The 14623-nt window shown below is 59.4% G+C and carries 14 protein-coding genes and 1 pseudogene; 8 read left to right on the plus strand and 7 right to left on the minus strand.

The annotated features are described in order from the left end of the window. Positions 1–28 precede the first annotated feature (28 nt). From ACL2XN_RS15360 to ACL2XN_RS15370, 3 genes are read right to left on the minus strand one after another with little or no spacing between them, the layout of a single operon-like run. Positions 29–1426: a heavy metal sensor histidine kinase gene (locus ACL2XN_RS15360; protein ID WP_413728995.1), complete on the minus strand. Its 1398-nt coding sequence runs from the start codon at positions 1424–1426 to the stop codon at positions 29–31. Beyond that, positions 1423–2097 carry a heavy metal response regulator transcription factor gene (locus tag ACL2XN_RS15365; RefSeq protein WP_410012458.1) on the minus strand — a complete coding sequence of 225 codons (675 nt, stop codon included), beginning with the start codon at positions 2095–2097 and terminating at the stop codon, positions 1423–1425. Before ACL2XN_RS15365 ends, ACL2XN_RS15360 begins: the two co-directional genes overlap by 4 nt. Before the next feature lie 33 nt (positions 2098–2130). Next, positions 2131–2901 (minus strand): alpha/beta hydrolase, encoded by a 771-nt coding sequence (locus tag ACL2XN_RS15370; protein WP_413728996.1) that lies wholly within the window; start codon positions 2899–2901, stop codon positions 2131–2133. Positions 2902–3372: 471 nt separating this feature from the next. Here ACL2XN_RS15370 and ACL2XN_RS15375 point away from each other — a divergent pair, with 471 nt between their 5' ends. After that, on the plus strand, positions 3373–3762 hold the full coding sequence (locus ACL2XN_RS15375; RefSeq protein WP_413728997.1) for a transposase: 390 nt from the start codon (positions 3373–3375) through the stop codon (positions 3760–3762). Here the strand turns inward: ACL2XN_RS15375 and ACL2XN_RS15380 are convergent. Next, positions 3693–4472, minus strand: a complete 780-nt coding sequence (locus ACL2XN_RS15380) for a response regulator transcription factor (protein ID WP_413728998.1) — start codon at positions 4470–4472, stop codon at positions 3693–3695. The two genes, ACL2XN_RS15375 and ACL2XN_RS15380, sit on opposite strands and share 70 nt — an antisense overlap. A gap of 97 nt (positions 4473–4569) precedes the next feature. On the opposite strand from ACL2XN_RS15380, the gene ACL2XN_RS15385 reads away from it, so the two are divergent. Together ACL2XN_RS15385 and ACL2XN_RS15390 are read left to right on the plus strand one after the other, a co-directional pair. Continuing rightward, positions 4570–5382: a carbon-nitrogen hydrolase family protein gene (locus ACL2XN_RS15385; protein ID WP_413728999.1), complete on the plus strand. Its 813-nt coding sequence runs from the start codon at positions 4570–4572 to the stop codon at positions 5380–5382. A gap of 63 nt (positions 5383–5445) precedes the next feature. Next, complete coding sequence (locus ACL2XN_RS15390; protein WP_413729000.1) at positions 5446–6771, plus strand: APC family permease; 1326 nt, start codon at positions 5446–5448, stop codon at positions 6769–6771. Here the strand turns inward: ACL2XN_RS15390 and ACL2XN_RS15395 are convergent. Beyond that, complete coding sequence (locus ACL2XN_RS15395) at positions 6752–7432, minus strand: TetR/AcrR family transcriptional regulator (protein WP_413729001.1); 681 nt, start codon at positions 7430–7432, stop codon at positions 6752–6754. The genes ACL2XN_RS15390 and ACL2XN_RS15395 overlap by 20 nt on opposite strands. A 117-nt stretch (positions 7433–7549) precedes the next feature. Between ACL2XN_RS15395 and ACL2XN_RS15400 the strand changes: the two genes are divergently transcribed. Continuing rightward, on the plus strand, positions 7550–8290 hold the full coding sequence (locus tag ACL2XN_RS15400) for a 3-oxoacyl-ACP reductase family protein (RefSeq protein WP_410012465.1): 741 nt from the start codon (positions 7550–7552) through the stop codon (positions 8288–8290). A 2-nt stretch (positions 8291–8292) separates the two neighbouring features. On the opposite strand, the gene ACL2XN_RS15405 is transcribed toward ACL2XN_RS15400, so the two are convergent. Then, complete coding sequence (locus ACL2XN_RS15405) at positions 8293–9222, minus strand: LysR family transcriptional regulator (RefSeq protein ID WP_413729002.1); 930 nt, start codon at positions 9220–9222, stop codon at positions 8293–8295. A gap of 198 nt (positions 9223–9420) precedes the next feature. Between ACL2XN_RS15405 and ACL2XN_RS15410 the strand changes: the two genes are divergently transcribed. Continuing rightward, positions 9421–10548, plus strand: a complete 1128-nt coding sequence (locus tag ACL2XN_RS15410) for an alanine racemase (protein ID WP_413729003.1) — start codon at positions 9421–9423, stop codon at positions 10546–10548. 73 nt (positions 10549–10621) lie between these two features. Then, on the plus strand, positions 10622–11284 hold the full coding sequence (locus tag ACL2XN_RS15415; protein ID WP_413727304.1) for an HAD-IA family hydrolase: 663 nt from the start codon (positions 10622–10624) through the stop codon (positions 11282–11284). Positions 11285–11403: 119 nt separating this feature from the next. Here ACL2XN_RS15415 and ACL2XN_RS15420 read toward each other — a convergent pair. Continuing rightward, positions 11404–11514, minus strand: a pseudogene (locus tag ACL2XN_RS15420) (VapC toxin family PIN domain ribonuclease); the annotation flags it as partial. 289 nt (positions 11515–11803) lie between these two features. Between ACL2XN_RS15420 and ACL2XN_RS15425 the strand changes: the two are divergent. Together ACL2XN_RS15425 and ACL2XN_RS15430 are read left to right on the plus strand one after the other, a co-directional pair. Next, on the plus strand, positions 11804–12115 hold the full coding sequence (locus ACL2XN_RS15425; RefSeq protein WP_410012469.1) for a hypothetical protein: 312 nt from the start codon (positions 11804–11806) through the stop codon (positions 12113–12115). 242 nt (positions 12116–12357) lie between these two features. Beyond that, complete coding sequence (locus ACL2XN_RS15430; RefSeq protein ID WP_413729004.1) at positions 12358–14529, plus strand: YgiQ family radical SAM protein; 2172 nt, start codon at positions 12358–12360, stop codon at positions 14527–14529. Positions 14530–14623 lie beyond the last annotated feature (94 nt).

Raw genomic sequence — 14623 nt, forward strand, 5'->3', positions numbered from 1 at the left:
TTTATGAAATATATTCCCGGCAATGGTTTTACCGCGGTTTTGCCGGGAAAAACAGGCTGAACCGGGTGAGCCGTTTACCGCTTTGCGCATGCCACCTGCCCTGATGCAGCATCATGATGCTGCGGACAATGGACAAACCCAGCCCGCTGGCGCTGGCGTCGCCGGTACGCGAAGCGTCCGCGCGGTAAAAACGGTCAAAAAGGCGTTCAAGGTGCTGCGGCGCAATGTCGGGGCCGGTATTCTCCACGCTGATGGTGGTTCCCTCAGGCTGCTGCACGGCCCGCAGCACGATGGCCGTGCCCGCGTCGGCATAACGTATCGCGTTGGCCAGCAGATTGGCCAGGGCGCGGCGCAGCAGCTCGGGGTCGGCCCACGCCGTGGCGCCGTCCCGCGCACAGACCAGCGTCAGGCCGCGTTCTCCGGCCGGCCCTTCAAAATACTCGCTCAAACGCCCGAATTCGTCCGCTAACGACAGCACCACGCGCTGGATGGCATGGCCCGCATCCCCGGCCCGGGCCAGGAACAGCATATTGTCAATCATTTTTGCCAGGCGCTGCAGTTCTTCGAAATTCGAGCCCAGCAGGTTTTCATAATAGTCATTATCACGTTTGAACCGCATCGCCACTTCCGTTTGCCCGAGCAGTATGCCGATGGGGGTGCGCAGGTCGTGGGCCATATCGGCGGATACCTGGCTAAGCTGGCGAAAGTTGATTTCCAGCCGTTCCAGCATGGTATTAAACGCCGCGATCAGTTCCCGCAGTTCGGGCGGCGCATGGGTGATACCGATGCGCCTGGACAAAAAGCGGACATCCATCATGGCGGTTTCAGCGGCCAGGCGGCGCAGCGGCGCCAGACCCCGGCGGGTGAAAATCCAGGCCAGCAGCGCGGTAAGCACGGTGGCGATCGACGCGACGAGGATGATCTGGTTGCGGTACATGTCCAGGGTACGGGTGCGCTCCGACATCAGGCGGCCGGTGGTGATTTTTACCTGATAAGGCGCGCTGGCGACGTTTGCCAGGGCGGAGGCGGAAATAAAGGGAATGCCGCCGGCGGCCACCGCATGCTGTACGGCGGCGAGCGTCAGGGGCGCGTCCGCGGGCACCGGATTGATGTGCGGAATGGGCGAATGGCCGGGATTGATTTCAATCAGGGGGGGCCGGTCGGTAAATTGCAGCACCAATAACGACTCCGTATTGCCGAGCATATTGGCAAACAGGCCGGGCTTATCGTGAATCAGCGTCATGACGTCTTCATTGAGCAACAGGGTACGGATCTGCTCGACGCGGGTGATTAGCGCCCCGTCGTCGCGGATAATCAGCTGTTGCTCAAGAGTACGGTACAGGGCGTATCCGACGGTGGCCATGACCAGCATGACCAGCATGGCCAGGGCCGATGACAGGCGGGAGGTCAGCGAGAAACGTTTCATGTTTCGTCTTCACAGCGATAACCCACCCCATGGACGGTATGGATCAATGGCTTGCCGAACGGCTCGTCTATTTTCTGCCGCAGACGCCGCACCGCCACATCCACCACGTTGGTGTCGCTGTCAAAATTCATATCCCACACCCTGGAGGCAATCAGCGAGCGGGTCAGCACCTGCCCCGGGCTCAGCATAAACAGATGCAACAGGTTAAACTCCTTGTTGGTGAGGTCGACGCGCACACCGTTGCGCTCCACGCGCCGTTTGGCGACATCCATCTGCAAATCGGCGACAGCCAGCACGTCATCCTGCCGGCCCTGTCCCGCGCGCCGCAAAACAATCCGGATGCGCGCCAGCAGCTCGGCGAAGGAAAACGGCTTTACCAGGTAATCGTCCGCGCCCAGCGCCAGCCCTTTGAGTTTATCCTCCAGGGTGCCTTTGGCGGTGAGGAAGATCACCGGGGTATCAATCCGTTTGTCCATCACCTCCATCACCGACCAGCCATCCATTCCCGGCATCATCACATCCAGCAGGATCAGATCGTAGCGTTCTTCCAGGGCCATATGCAGGCCGTCCACGCCGCCCGACGCCACGTCGACCACATAACCTGATTCGGTCAGGCCGCTGCGCATATAGTCCCGGGCCTTGGGTTCATCTTCGATGACGAGAATCTTCATATAATCTCCGGCGCGGCCTGTCGCGGCCACGGTTTAGTCTAACGCATGGCGCGCCGCCTGTTCTATCAGCGCCGCGACCTCTTGGGGATGGGATTCGTATACCGAATGGCTGGCGCCGGCGACTTCCACCGTATGACTATGCGCCCGCGCCGCATACATCCGCTCCAGGTCGGGACTGATGATTTTGTCGGCCTGCGCCACCATGTACCAGCTCGGCTTGGTTTTCCAGGCCGGGTCGGCAATATTGGCGGTAAATACGCTGGCCGAGGTCGGCATCTGCGCCTGCGCCTCGAACTCGGCCTGTTTGCGCGGCAGATCGGCGGCGAAATCCGCCGGATAATTTGCCGGGTTGATGTACAGGTAGCCGTCGGGCGTTTTGGCGAAAGGTCGCGCGGTGTTGGGCATTTTTTTACCGTTACTGGCCTCGGTTTCGCCATTATCCAGGGCGTGGGCCGCGATATACACCAGGCCGGCGACATGGGAATCGTTACCCGCCTGCGTAATGATGGCGCCGCCGTAGCTATGCCCCACCAGCACCGCCGGACCGTCCTGCATGGCCAGCGTACGTTTGGCGGCGGCCACATCTTCCGGGAACGATGTCAGCGGCTCCTGCACCAGTGTGACGTGATAGCCGTCCCTGGTCAAAATATCATACACCGGCCGCCAGCCGGCGCCGCCGACAAATGCGCCGTGCACCAGGACGATATTCCTGACCGGCGCGGCCTGGGCGGAAACCATGCCTGCCGTAAGCAAAAGCGCGCAGGCGGCGGATGACAACATAGTACGGGTTAACAAAATACGCATGATTTTAAGCTCCATATACCGTGGTGGCAGTGGTCTGTACCACTTGTTTCAGGTAAGGAGTTTACGGCCCCGGCGCTGACACCGGCCTGACGCAATCATGACAAAGTTATGACGACGGCGTGGTCCCTGCGCAAAGCGTCAAACCGGCATCGCTGCCGCCCCGAAATTATTCGCTGGGACAGGCGTCCCGCGAAATAGCATTTCCCGCCTTATAGCGTGCGAGATAATTGATTCTTTCAGCGAGCCAGTCAGGTTTTATCCCTGCGAAGATCGCAAAGAAACGGTTAAACGGCACAGGAACGAAACGGCAGGAAGCATGATTATTCTCCGGCCGGCCGGGAATAATCCCCTGGCCGAGATTGTTGGTTAAGCGTGGCCGCCGGGGACGGCCGCGCGGCAACGGCAGGGGGTGCTACTAATGCCGGGCGTCCTGATAGGCGATATAATCGCCGGATTAAAAAGGATGTCCTGATGACCAGAAAAACAACATTCAGCATGGAGTTCAGGCGGGAGGCCGCAAGCCTGGTGCTCGATAAAAACCATACCTACAAGGAAGCCTGTGACGCCACCGGGGTCAACGAAAACGTACTGTACCGCTGGGTCGCGCAGCTGCGGGCTGAACGCAGCGGCATCATGCCGCCGGGCATGGCGGTCACGGCGGATCAGCAGCGCATCCAGGAGCTTGAGGAACGCATCAGGTGCCTGGAGATGGAAAGGGATATCCTGAAAAAAGCCGCCGCGCTGCTGATTACGGACGATTTTAAGAGCCTGCCCGGGGAAGCGGGCCGACATCACTCCTGCCGCCCCTGCCAAAACAGCACAAATAATTCCGACTGCGTTTTCACGCCCAGCTTGGCATAGATATGCTTTTTATGGGCGCGCACGGTTTCGATGGAGATACACAGGCGACGGGCGATTTCCTTGGTGGAGCAGCCGCTTAACATGAGCTGCGTCACCTCGCTTTCGCGTTCGGTCAGCATTTCGGTGCCCGGCAGGCCGGTCAGGAAAGGAGAGGCCACGCTCTCGGCGCGGGCGGTTTCAAAACGCATGCGCTGGCGCATCAGCGGCAGCAGCCAGGCCACGGACAGCCGCAGGAGGCCCATGTCATGATCGCTGAAACGCCGCGCCCCGCCCAGCGATAAACATAAAATTCGCCGCTCATCCAACACCAGGTTTAACTGCACTTCATCCTCGACGATATTGCGCTGGAAATAACGGCGGTAATACTCGGAGTCGCGAAAATGGATCGGCGCCACCTCGTCCAGGCGCTGCAGCCCGCTGCGCGGATTGGCCCATACGCCAAGGTAAAAGGGGTCCAGCAGGTATAGGCCTTTCTGATAATCCAAAAACAATTTGGCGTCGCTGCCGTCACTTTCATCACTTTCGGCGAAGATCACCGGCGGCGCGTCGCGGATAAACAGCAGCGCCACCCAATTATCGAATACCAGCCGTCCATGCAAATAGCGCGCGGCTTTCAGCCAAAAATCCGCCTGGTCCAGGCTATCGATCAGCAGCCCGATATCATGGTGCCAGGCCAGGTCCTCCATTGATAAGTAAAGCTTATCACCCATTTGAGTCATCCCCGTTCGTGTTATAGGCAAGCATATCCCTACATGCATAATCGGACTAATGATTAACGCCATAAATATGCACAAAGGATAACAGTGTATGCAGCTTGAATTAATACAGGCACGCAACCGCGAGGGTGATATCAAAGGCAATATGGCGCAGGCAGTAATGCATATCGAATGTTGCAGTCCGCAAACACAGCTGGTGATTTTTCCGGAAACCTTTCTGACCGGCTTTGCCGAAAACGGCCATGTGGACGATCGCGCCCTGCGGCTGGACGGGCCGGAGATCGCAACGCTTAAGGCACTCAGCGTCCGGCGCGATATCGCCATCGCCATCGGCCTGCTGGAACGGGATGAACAGGGCGTCTTCAACACCACGGTTTTTATCACCCCGGAAGACGGCGTGGCGTTTAAATACCGCAAAACCCATTTATGGCCGGATGAACGCGCGCTGGTGCTGGCCGGCGATCGCCTGGTATGCGGCCTGTGGCGCGGCAAGCGGATCGGGCTGCTTATCTGTTATGACATTGAATTCCCGGAAACCGCCCGCGCCCTGGCCGCCATGGGCTGCGATCTGCTGGTCGTGACCAATGGCAATATGGATCCCTACGGTCCGGTACACAGGCATGCGGCGCTGGCCCGGGCGTTCGAAAACCAGATTTTTTTCGCGATGACCAACCGCGCCGGCGCCGGCGCCGGTTTCACGTTTGCCGGCGAAAGCGCGGTGGTGGATCCCTATGGCAACCTGCTCGGCGCGCTGGGCAGGCAGGAGGCGACGCTCAGGGTCACGCTGGATTTTACCCTGCCGGAAAAAGCCCGCAGCCAATATCACTATCTCAAGGACCGCCGGCTCATGTTATCCGGCCATATGGAAACCTGCCCCGACGGGCAACGCTGGTGGCCGCTTTAACGGCTTAACGTTCACTTTTTAAACTTGATGTTTAGTAAAACTAAACACACACGGGAGTTTTCCATGTCGGCATTTAAAAAGACGCTTACCACCGGTCATTTGGTGCTGTTCGGCCTGGCCTATATGACGCCGATTATCGTTTTGGGCACCTTTGGCGTGCTGGCGCAGATTACCGACGGCCATGTGCCCGGCGCCTATGTGCTGGCCCTGGTGGCCATGCTGTTTACCGCGTTTAGCTACAGCCGGATGGCCAGCGCCTTCCCGGTGGCGGGTTCCGCCTATATGTACGTGCGCAATGCCATCAGCGATAACCTGGGCTTTCTCGCCGGGTGGGCGATACTGCTTGATTACCTGTTCCTGCCGATGGTGATCTGGCTTATCGGCGCGGTCTACCTCTCCTCGGCGTTTCCCGCCGTTGGGCAGTACGTATGGCTGCTGGCGTTTATCGCCGTGACCACATGTATCAATATTATCGGCCTGAAAGTCGCCAGCGCCGTCAACAGCCTGCTGATGATAGTGCAACTGCTGGTGCTGGCGGCCTTTGTGGCTCTCGCGGTGCATTATATCTGGGGCGACGCGTCCCGGCCGTTCTGGAGCCTGGCGCCCTTTACCGCCGGCGGCGCCCATCTGCTGCCGCTGCTGGTCGCCGGCGCCGCCGTGGCCTGTTATTCCTTCCTCGGGTTTGATGCCATTACCACCCTGACGGAAGAAACCATAGACGCCAAACGCAGTATTCCGCGCGCCATTATGCTGATTACGCTTATCGGCGGCATTATTTTTATCGCGGTGTCCTGGTGCGTACAGCTGGCGCACCCCGGCGCGGCATTCGCGAATACCGACGCGGCCGCATTTGAGATTGCGCGCAATATTGGCGGCGATATTTTCGTCACCCTGTTTATGATTGGCCTGGTCTTCGGCCAGTTCGCCTCCGGTATCGCCGCCCAGGCCAGCGCCAGCCGGCTTATCTATACCCTGGGCCGCGACGGCGTGCTGCCCCGGGTCCTGGGCAGGCTGGGACGCTGTAATACCCCGGCGAACGCCATCCTGCTTTGCGCCGCGGTCGCCCTGCTCGCCTTGTTCATGAGCGTCACCACTTCCACGTCATTTATAAATTTCGGCGCTTTCCTGGCCTTTACCCTGGTCAATGTGTCCGTTATCAGCCACTACTTCATCCGCCAGCGCCGGCGAGACCCCCTGTCCACCCTGCTCTATTTGGTTTGCCCGGCGTTCGGCGCCGTCGCGACCTTATGGCTGCTGGTCAGCCTGGATAAAACCGCCATGATATTAGGCCTGATCTGGCTGGCGTTAGGCGGGCTGCGCCTGTACGGGTTCCGTCGCACCCACCGGCAGCCGGCGCCGGTATTACATTTTAACGGCGATGCCGAGTAATCAAGGCGCCGGCATTCTTTTGTCCCTGCCTGGGGATGTCGCCCTGGACACCATGGCTCGTCATGGCCTGGGCCGCCGGCCATAGCGCCAGCGCCATATCCGCCATGGCGTCAAGCGTAGCGAAACCGGCGCCGTCGCGTGCCTGGATGGACATCCCCTGCTGGATGCTAAAGTACATCCGCGCCAGCGCCGCGGTATCGATGCCGGCCGCCAGCTCCCGCTCCGCCACCGCCTGATCCAGCCGGGCGGTGAGCTTATCGATACCGCGCTGGCGCGATCGTTTCACCTGCTCGCCCAGCCGCGCGTATCCTTCACCCGCCACATTCGACAGCGTCACCATACAGCCTGGCGGCCACGCGTCCCGGGTCAGGATACGCGCCGAGCATTTCAGCCATTCCCCCACTGCTTCACGCGCGGTCGGCGCGGTATCCAGCGGCGACCATATCAGTGGCGCGATAGATTTTTCGTAGCAGGCCACGGCTTCCAGGAACAAGTCTTCCTTATTGCCGAATGCGGCATACAGGCTTGGCGAATGAATACCCATCGCCTGATAGAGCTCCGCCATTGACGTCGCGGTGTACCCCTTCTGCCAGAAGAGTCTCATTGCCGCGGCCAACGCCGCCTCGCGATCGAAACCCCTGGGTCGTCCTCGTGCCGCCATAACCTGCGCCTGCCCTCATTAATTATGTGTCGATCATTATAATAATACGCTTGATCTTCGGCGGCAATTCCGTTTAAGTTATTTTTGTATCGATTAACACATAAAGAGGAAGCGACCATGAATTCACTGCAAGGCAAACGCGCGCTCGTTACCGGCGCCAGCCGCGGCCTGGGCAAGGCCATGGCGATATCGCTGGCGCGGGCCGGCGCCGACGTGGCTATTACCTATGAAAAATCCGCCGACAAGGCCAGCGCGGTGGTAGCGGAGATTGAGCGGCTTGGCCGCAAGGGGCTGGCCATCCAGGCCGACAGCGCATCGTCCGGCGCGGTACGCGATGCGGTAAGCCAAACCGTGGCCGGGCTGGGCGGTCTCGATATCCTGGTCAATAATGCGGGCATCGCGCGCGGCGGCATGCTGGAGGATATGGCGCTTGAGGATATCGACGCGATGATTAACGTCAATATCCGCGGCCTGGTGGTCGCCACCCAGGCCGCGCTGCCGCACCTGGGGCAAGGCGGGCGCATTATCAATATCGGCAGTTGCCTGGCCGATCGGGTGCCGATGCCGGGCATTGCCGTTTATGCGATGACCAAGTCGGCCCTGTTGTCGCTGACCCGCGGCCTGGCCCGCGATCTGGGCCCGCGCGGCATTACCGTTAACCTGGTCCACCCCGGCCCCACCGACAGCGATATGAACCCCGCCGACGGCGAAGGCGCCGAGACCCAGCGCCAGTATATTGCGCTGGGCCATTACGGCAAGGCAGAAGACGTGGCGGCCGCGGTCACGTTCCTGGCGTCTCCGGCGGCGGGGCATATTACCGGCACCGGCATCAATGTGGACGGCGGTATTAACGCGTAATCCTAGCCGTGGATTTTCTCCTCCTGAGCCTCGCGCCAGGGCGGGACCGGCGAAAACCGTTCCCGCAGAAAACGCATGAACTGGCGCGTGCGCAGCGGCAACCCCTCACGCTGGTGGGTCAAGGCAATCACATTGGCGTCGGGGGTTTTCCAGGCCGGCATCAGGCGCACCAGTTCCCCTTTATGCAAGGCCTCCGCCACATCCCATTCCGAGCGCATGATAATGCCCAGCCCGCGCGTCGCCCACAGCCGGATAATATCGCCGTCGTTGCTGGCAAGCGTTGAGCGCACGCGCACGCTGCTGCTGGTGCGTCCGCGGGTAAAATGCCACAGCAGCACGTCTTCATTATTTTCACGCAGGGCGATGCAGGGCAGGCGGGCCAACTCTTCCGGCGAGCTGGGCTGGCCATGGTGGGCGATAAAATCGGGCGAGGCGCAGACAAAACGTCTGTTGGCGGCAATAGCATGGCCAATCAAACTGGATGACCGCAATTGGCCGATATGAATCACGATATCAAACCGTTCGGCGGCTTCAACCAGCGGGCGGTCCGACAGGGTAAGCGACATCTCGACGTCGGGATAGCGCTGCTGAAAATCCGCAGCCGCCGCCGCCAGGTAACGCCGGCCGAAGCCAAACGGGGCGTTGATTTTCAAGGTGCCGGCAAAACCGCTGCGCCGCTTGTCCAGCTCATGCATCAGGGCATCGTACTGCTCCACCAGCTGTTTACCGCGCAGGCATAACAGTTCCCCTTCGCCGGTAAAACACAAGCCCCGTGCGGATCGGTCGATCAAGCGCACATTTAGCCGCTTCTCTATGGTCTGCAAACGCTGGGTCACCGCCGAAGGGGTCAGGCCCAGCTGATGGGCGGCGGCCACGAGGGTATCGTTATCGCGAATCGCCAGCAGCAGCTTCAGATCCCGCATATCGTGCATAGGACATTCCTGAATCTGGGATTAATAATGATAAATTATCATAGTCACCGCCCGTTACCATACTACTGTGACTAATATTGCCATCCTGCTAAATGCATGAATCAAGTATTAAGTAGTACTGAATCATAGATACAGAAAGATTCAATTTACTCCGCCAGCGGCGGTTTTTTATACTGTCACTATTCAGCCGGAGGACCTATGCCCGATATAAGCGCCACCATGGAAACCCCTTACCTGACGCTGGATGTTGCGCGTCTGGACAACAATATTCAGCGCATGCGCCGCCAGGTTGCGCCGTTTAACGTTACGCTGCGCCCTCATGTGAAGACCAATAAATCCCTTCAGGTCAGCGAGCGTCTTTTTGCCGGGGAAAAAGGCCCGATTACCGTGTCCACCCTGCGCGAGGCGGATTTCTTTTTCGCCGCCGGCTACCGGGATATTCTGTACGGCGTGGGAATTGCGCCGAATAAATTAGCCCATGCCGCCAGGCTTATCGGCGCCGGCTGCCGGTTGCTGCTGATCCTCGATAACCTCGCCAGCGCCGGCGCGCTGACGGCCTTTGCCGGCCGTCACCAGGTCGATTTCGCCGTCCTGCTGGAAATTGATTGCGACGGCCACCGTTCCGGCGTGCCGCCGGCGTCGCCCTTGCTTATCGATATCGCCCGCGTGCTGCAAAACAGCAGGGTGCGGCTGCGGGGCGTCATGACCCACGCCGGCGGCTCTTATCACTGCCGCTCCGCCGCCGCGCTGGCGCAGTGCGCCATGGATGAACGCGACGCGGTGGTCACCAGCGCCGATATGCTGCGCCGGGCCGGTTTTCCCATAGAGATCGTCAGTGTGGGTTCCACGCCCACCGCGCTGTTTGCCCGCGACCTTAGCGGCGTAACCGAAGTGCGCGCCGGGGTATTCGCGTTTTTTGATTTGGTGATGGCCGGACTGGGTGTCTGTCGTGCCGGGGATATTGCGCTGTCGGTGGCGACCACGGTCATCGGCCATCAGCCGGCCAAAGGCTGGACCCTTATCGATGCGGGCTGGATGGCCCTGTCGCGCGATCGCGGCACCGCGGCCCAACCCGTCGATCAGGGGTACGGCCTGGTGTGCGATAATCAGGGCAACCCCATCGCCGACCTGATCGTCGCCGACGCCAATCAGGAGCACGGCATTATCGCCTCCCGTTCCGGCGCGCGCGATCTGCCGGCGCTGCCGATCGGCACCCTGCTGCGGATATTGCCCAACCACGCCTGCGCCACCGCCGCGCAGTTCAGCGGTTATTACCTGGCCGATACCCAGCCGCCGGTATTCTGGCCGCGCATCAACGGCTGGTAGGCAATACGGGGCACGTCAAGGCGGACATCAGCGCCATCGCGCAACCAGACTAAGGCCAGGCAAGGAGAAACCCATGGACCAAACCGCTATCCAGGCAGGGGCACCCGTATTGCCGGTGGAGCTGGTGTTATTTGATTTGCTTACCGCCGTGCTGGACTCATGGACGGTATGGAACCGGGCCGCCGGGTCCGAAGACGCGGGGCGCGCCTGGCGCATGGCCTATCTGGGGCTGACCTACGGCTGCGGCGCCTACCGGCCTTATGAAACCCTGGTGGCGGAAGCCGCCGCCGGGGTCGGACTGGGTCAAGCCGCCGCCCGCCGCCTGGAGGAGGGCTGGCGCGATTTGCGTCCCTGGCCGGAAGCCGCGGGCGTGCTTAGGGCGTTAGCGCGGCATTACCGGCTGGGCGTGGTCACCAACTGCTCGCAGCGCCTGGGTCTGGCCGCGGCCCTCAGCGTTGGCGTGCCCTTTGATGTAGTGGTCACCTCGGAACAGGCCGGCTTCTATAAACCCGATCCGCGCCCCTATCAACTGGCCCTGGATATCGCCGGCGTCAGCGCCGACCGGGCGGTATTCGTGGCCGGTTCGGCCTACGATCTGTTCGGCACGGCCAAAGTGGGCCTGCCCACGTTCTGGCACAACCGGGTGGGACTGCCCGCCCCCGATGACGCCCCCCGGCCGGTGGCGGAGCTGGCGACGCTGGCGACATTGCCGCAGGAGATAAGGCGGCGGCGTTAAACGCGGCGCTGCCTCCTGGGTTAACGAATAACGCTAAAGCTCGCCGAATCCTGTTGCTCAACCCAATCTCCAGCGCCAGTCCCGGCACCAGCGCAAATTCTCTGATATTATTGGTCACCAGCATGGCGCCGGGAAGCCTTCTGGCCGATTGTCCCGAAGCGCGTTTCGGCGTAGGTGATGGCCGATACCACGATACGGTGATTACGCGGCACCCTCTGCTCCAGGCGTTTAAATCACTATATATAATTAACATTATAATTAAAATAATCTATCTATAACTTGCAAAAAATGAATAATGATTTTAAAAAATGGATGAACTTTACCGCCCACCCAACATCCAACCCTATATAAAAACACACCACAATAGTCTATTTTAAATAGCAGTATGCGAGCATTGCATTCCGGTTAGATTATTCTGGGTCATTTTTATTTTATTTAAAATAATTTTAAAGTGAATAATTGGCATAATTTTTTTAATTAACGCGTTTTTAATAAAAATAAATTTAACGAGGATATAAAATGAAAAAATTGCTTTGCATGCTATTACCAATCGTAACGCTTAGCCCACTCACGTATGCGCACACCACACATGAGTCAGTAAAGCTGAGGGAAAACGAGAGTGAGCGGATAAAAAGCTGTACCAGGCTGCTGCCTGACGGCCATGAGTACCTCATAGATATCAAAGTGGCGGTTGATAAAAAATCACCGGACAAACAGGATAAAATAACGAGGGAACTGAATATTAGCGACGAAACAAGCCAACCCGTCAGTCAGGACCGGCAAGAGCAAGTCAAACCTTTCCTCCAGTGTATGATCGATAATGTACTTTGATAGATAAAATGTGAAGACTTAGAGGGCCTGAATGCTAATCAGGCCCATTTCCGGCCATTGCGATTTCGGTAAGAGCGTTAACGGCACAGCCGGTAATATTGCCGCCATGCCTTCCTGGCCCAGGCGATAAGCGGGGCTGATTTTTTTGATCTGTCTCATTGTGATCGCAATTTCCCCACCATTTCCCCGGCAAAATCGGTAGAATTTTCGCCCCAAAGACGCCATCCGCTTAAGAGTTCCCCGTGCCGACAAGCCTGATCCGCCCCGAACGCCAGCTGTTCTCCTATCCGCTTTACTGGGCCGAATGTTTTGGCACCGCGCCCTTCCTGCCCATGTCCCGCGCGGAGATGGACCAATTGGGCTGGGACAGCTGCGATATTATCGTGGTCACCGGCGACGCCTATGTCGATCATCCAAGCTTCGGCATGGCGATAATCGGCCGCATGCTGGAGGCGCAGGGCTTTCGGGTGGGCATCATCGCCCAGCCGGATTGGCGCGGCAAAGCGGACTTTATGCGCCTGGGCAAGCCGAACCTGTTTTTTGGCGTTACGGCCGGCAATATGGACTCGATGATCAACCACTACACGGCGGATCGCAAAGCGCGCCATGACGATGCCTATACGCCGGGCAATCTCGCCGGCAAACGCCCGGACCGCGCCACGCTGGTCTATACCCAGCGCTGCAAGGAGGCGTTCAGCGATGTGCCGGTGGTGCTGGGCGGCATCGAGGCCAGCCTGCGCCGTATCGCCCATTACGACTACTGGTCGGATACCGTGCGCCGCTCGGTACTGGTGGATGCCAAGGCCGATATGCTCATTTACGGCAACGGCGAGCGTCCGCTGGTGGAAGTGGCCCACCGCCTGGCGGCGGGAGAGCCCATCGCTGATATCAACGATGTGCGTAATACCGCCGTACTGCGTAAAACGGCGCTGCCCGGCTGGACCGGCGTCGATTCCACGCGCCTTGATGCGCCGGGGCGTATCGAGCCCATGGTTAATCCTTACGGCGACGACCTGCCCTGCGCCACCCGGACGGTAAACGCCGGCGACGCCCGGCCGGTAAGCGTGCGCGCGCCCAAACCCAAGCCATGGGAAAAAACCTACGTCCTGTTGCCCTCGTTTGAAAAGGTCAGGAACGACAAGGTGATGTACGCCCATGCCTCGCGCATCCTGCATCATGAAACCAATCCCGGCTGCGCCCGCGCCCTGATGCAAAAACACGGCGACCGCTATGTCTGGATCAACCCGCCGGCCATTCCGCTGCTGACCGAAGAAATGGACTCGGTATTTGCCCTGCCTTACCAGCGCGTGCCGCATCCGGCCTATGGCAATACCGCTATCCCGGCCTACGATATGATCCGCTTCTCGGTGAATATTATGCGCGGCTGCTTTGGCGGCTGCGCGTTCTGCTCGATTACCGAACATGAAGGCCGCATTATCCAAAGCCGCTCGGAAACCTCCATTACAAGGGAAATCGAGCAAATCCGCGACAACGTGCCGGGCTTTACCGGCGTGATCTCCGATCTGGGCGGCCCCACCGCCAATATGTATATGCTGCGCTGCCAGGCGCCGCGCGCCGAGCAGACCTGCCGGCGGGCATCCTGCGTCTATCCGGAAATCTGCCCGCATATGGATACCAACCACGAGCCGACCATCAAACTTTATCGCCGCGCCCGGGCGCTTGCGGGCGTCAAGAAGATCCTGATCGCCTCGGGCGTGCGTTACGACCTGGCGGTGGCGGACCCGCGTTATATTAAGGAACTGGCGGAGCATCACGTTGGCGGTTATTTAAAGATTGCGCCGGAGCATACCGAGGCAGGTCCGCTGGCCAAGATGATGAAACCGGGCATGGACAGCTATCAGCGCTTTAAGCAGCTGTTCGATACCTATTCCCGGCAGGCCGGCAAGGAGCAATACCTGATCCCCTATTTTATCGCGGCGCATCCCGGCACCCGCGACGAGGATATGGTTAACCTGGCTCTGTGGCTGAAGAAAAACCGCTTCCGGCTGAACCAGGTACAGAATTTTTACCCCTCGCCGCTGGCCAGCGCCACCACCATGTATTACAGCGGTAAAAATCCGCTGGCGAAGGTGGATTATCACAGCGAAGAGGTGGTGATCCCGCGCGGCGAGCGCCAGCGGCGCTTGCATAAAGCGCTGCTGCGTTATCACGACCCGGCCAACTGGCCGCTGATACGCGAGGCGCTGACGGCAATGGATATGAAGCAGCTGATCGGCAACCGCAGGGAGTGCTTGATTCCGCCGGCCACCGTGGATGAGCTCAGGACGGGCAAAAAGCGGGATCGCAATGCTCAGCCGGCGTTAACGCGCTTTACGGGGATGGGGGCACAGGCCGCGGGCAAGCCGGCACGCTCGGGTGGCAAGGCGCCCGGGCGAGGGAAAAAAGCAGGATAAGATCGTGCGCTATCCGTTTAATCGATAATTGCAGCCGCCATCGCAAAGTGGATAGGGTAAATTAAATGATTTAATCGAGAAATTTAATGCGATG

It is taken from the genome of Sodalis sp. RH22 (assembly GCF_047324165.1).
Classification (GTDB): Bacteria; Pseudomonadota; Gammaproteobacteria; order Enterobacterales; family Enterobacteriaceae; genus Acerihabitans.